The 2,973-nt window shown below is 60.6% G+C and carries 3 protein-coding genes; 1 reads left to right on the top strand and 2 read right to left on the bottom strand.

Translation table 11 applies throughout. The annotated features are described in order from the left end of the window. The first annotated feature begins 324 nt into the window (after positions 1–324). On the top strand, positions 325–1,239 hold the full coding sequence (locus AC1DLB_RS26520) for a DMT family transporter (RefSeq protein ID WP_086944807.1): 915 nt from the start codon (positions 325–327) through the stop codon (positions 1,237–1,239). On the opposite strand, the gene AC1DLB_RS26515 is transcribed toward AC1DLB_RS26520, so the two are convergent. Next, entirely contained in the window at positions 1,229–2,455 is a 1,227-nt protein-coding gene (locus AC1DLB_RS26515; RefSeq protein WP_477785958.1) for a class I SAM-dependent methyltransferase, read from the bottom strand. The genes AC1DLB_RS26520 and AC1DLB_RS26515 overlap by 11 nt on opposite strands. A gap of 264 nt (positions 2,456–2,719) precedes the next feature. Then, a partial coding sequence (locus AC1DLB_RS26510) for a TPM domain-containing protein (RefSeq protein ID WP_477785957.1) occupies positions 2,720–2,973 on the bottom strand: 254 nt, incomplete at its 5' end.

The following is a 2,973-nucleotide window of genomic DNA, read 5'->3' as shown; positions in this document are numbered from 1 at the left end:
ATTCAAGGTAGTCCTTATCCGGCGGGTCGGGTAATAACCGACTACTACGGACGATATGAACTGGATTGGCTTTTTGTGGCGAGGGAGCTTGCTCCCGCYRGGGCGCGAAGCGGCCCTACCGGCTTCGTCAATCAATCGATGGTCTCTGGTTTTGCGACTGCTGCGCAGCCGAACGGGACGGTGCGGCGATCCGACAAGCTCCCTCGCCACAGGGACCGCGCTTAACTGTACGGATAACTCTGCACCCAGCTGTAACAGCGGAAAGCCTCAGGTTTATGGCTAGATAAAGAAACTTCCCGCCACCCTGAATTCTGGTCATCCATCATGTCCTCGCGCGAAAACACCGGCATGGCCCTCGGCCTGCTCGGCGTCGTTATCTTCAGCCTGACCCTGCCCTTCACACGGATCGTCGTGCAGGAACTCCATCCGCTGCTCAATGGCCTTGGCCGGGCGCTGTTCGCGGCGATTCCGGCTGCGCTGTTATTGCTGTGGCGCCGGGAAAAATGGCCCACCTGGAAACAGGTCAAAGGCCTGACACTGGTTATCGCGGGGGTCATCCTCGGCTTCCCGGTGCTGTCGGCCTGGGCCATGCAGACACTGCCCGCCTCCCACGGCGCACTGGTCAACGGTTTGCAACCGCTGTGCGTGGCGCTGTATGCCGCGTGGCTGTCCCATGAGCGTCCGTCGAAAGCCTTCTGGGCCTGCGCCGCGCTGGGCAGTGCGCTGGTGCTCGGCTATGCGCTGATCAGCGGAGCCGGCAGTATTCAGGCCGGTGACTTGCTGATGCTCGGGGCGATTGCCGTGGGTGGGTTGGGCTATGCCGAAGGCGGCCGGTTGGCCAGGGAGATGGGCGGCTGGCAGGTGATCTGCTGGGCGTTGGTGCTGTCGACGCCGTTGCTGATTGGGCCGGTGTTGTACCTGGCGCTGCAACATCAGGGCGAGATTTCGGCCAGGACCTGGTGGGCCTTCGGTTATGTCTCGCTGTTTTCGCAGTTCATCGGCTTCTTTGCCTGGTACGCCGGGCTGGCCATGGGCGGCATCGCCCGGGTCAGTCAGATCCAGTTGCTGCAGATCTTCTTCACCATCGCGTTTTCGGCGTTGTTCTTCGGTGAGCACGTCGAGCCGATTACCTGGCTGTTTGCGGCCGGGGTGATCGTGACGGTGATGCTCGGGCGCAAGACCGCAGTGCGCCCGGCGCAACCGGGCACGTTACCGGCGGGGGTTCAGCTCAAGCCTTAGCGACCAGGAACCCGTCAGCCCGCAGCAGGGTTTCCAGGCAATGTTCGCTGATGTGGTAGAAATCCTTCAGCTCCTGAATCTTCACCAACAGCTGAGCCGGGTCCACCGGCTCGGCGCGTTTGACCGCCAGAATCATCTTGTTCTTGTTGGTGTGGTCCAGTGAGATGAACTCGAACACCTTGGTCTCGTAGCCGCAGGCTTCCAGGAACAACGCACGCAAACTGTCGGTGACCATTTCCGCCTGCTGGCCCAGGTGCAGGCCGTATTGCAGCATCGGCTTGAGCAGCGCCGGGCTCTGGATCTGCAGGCGGATCTGCTTGTGGCAGCACGGCGAGCACATGATGATCGCAGCGCCGGAACGGATGCCGGTATGAATCGCATAGTCGGTGGCGATGTCGCAGGCATGCAACGCGATCATCACGTCCAGCTCGCTCGGCGCCACGCTGCGCACGTCACCGCATTTGAACACCAGCCCCGGATGTTCCAGCTTCGCCGCCGCGCTGTTGCACAGCTTGACCATGTCTTCACGCAGCTCGACACCGGTCACCTCGCCCTCGGCTTTCAGGGTGTTGCGCAGGTAGTCATGGATCGCGAACGTCAGGTAACCCTTGCCCGAGCCGAAATCCGCCACCCGCACCGGTTTGTCCAGCGCCAGCGGCGAGGAGGTCAGCGCATGGCTGAAGACTTCGATGAACTTGTTGATCTGCTTCCACTTGCGCGACATCGCCGGGATCAGCTCATGCTGGGCGTTGGTCACGCCGAGGTCTTTGAGGAACGGCCGGTTCAGGTCGAGGAAGCGGTTCTTCTCGCGGTTGTGCTCGGCGGACGGCACTTCACGCAATTGCTGAGGTTTGCTCTTGAACAGCGAAGATTTGCCCTTTTTGCTGTATTCGAGCTGGGCTTCGTCGGTCAGTGACAGTAAATGCGCATTTTTGAACGATGCCGGCAACAGCGCGGCAATGGTCGCCACACCTTCGGCAATCGGCAGGTTCTTGGTGATGTCGCGGGTCTTGTAGCGGTAGACGAAGGACAGGCACGGCTGATCCTTGACCGTCAGCTGCTTGATGATCAACCGCTGCAAGTCCGCTTCGCCACCAACGTACTTGGCCAGCACCAGTTTGATGARGGCATTGGCGTCCAGGCTGGTTTGCAGCAGGTCGATGAACTGGGCGTGGTGATCCGGCGCGAGGCTGGCGGGAGTGGCGGTGACAGACATGGAAAAAACGGCCTCGGGCGGTGCGAATCGGGGAATGGCGGGTATTTTAGGGGGGATGGCCGTTCGGGACACGCAGTTATTTACCAAATGGTGCGAATCCCGAGGCAAGTAAGTTTCCTGTGGCGAGGGGGCTTGCCCCCGTTGGGCTGCGCAGCGGCCCCCTAGTTTCTTCAGTCACACCCAGTTCTCTGGTTTTACGACTGCTTCGCAGCCGAACGGGAGCAAGCCCCCTCGCCACAAAAGCTACCGAAGGCTGCGATCTTTTTAGCTCAACACCACCAACCGATTCGGCAATTCATTGCGCACCTGGGTCACCGGCACGTGCACCTTGAGCAACTCGCCGCACGCCTCGATGCACGTCACAAACCCCTGCAACGTCTGCCCCTGCTTCACCTGCTGGGTAAACGTCGCCACAATCGCGTCCCAATTCTTGTTGTCCAGCCGTTTGGAAATCCCTTCATCCACCAGAATTTCCACGTAACGCTCGGCCTCGGAGACAAAAATCAGCATGCCGGTGC

It is taken from the genome of Pseudomonas sp. 05N434 (assembly GCF_056396965.1).
This window is presented reverse-complemented; position numbering and strand designations above follow the sequence as displayed.

Bases quoted from the DNA above. Each gene is read 5' to 3' on its own strand.
- AC1DLB_RS26520 (WP_086944807.1), top strand. From the start codon at position 325: ATGTCCTCGCGCGAAAACACCGGCATGGCCCTCGGCCTGCTCGGCGTC.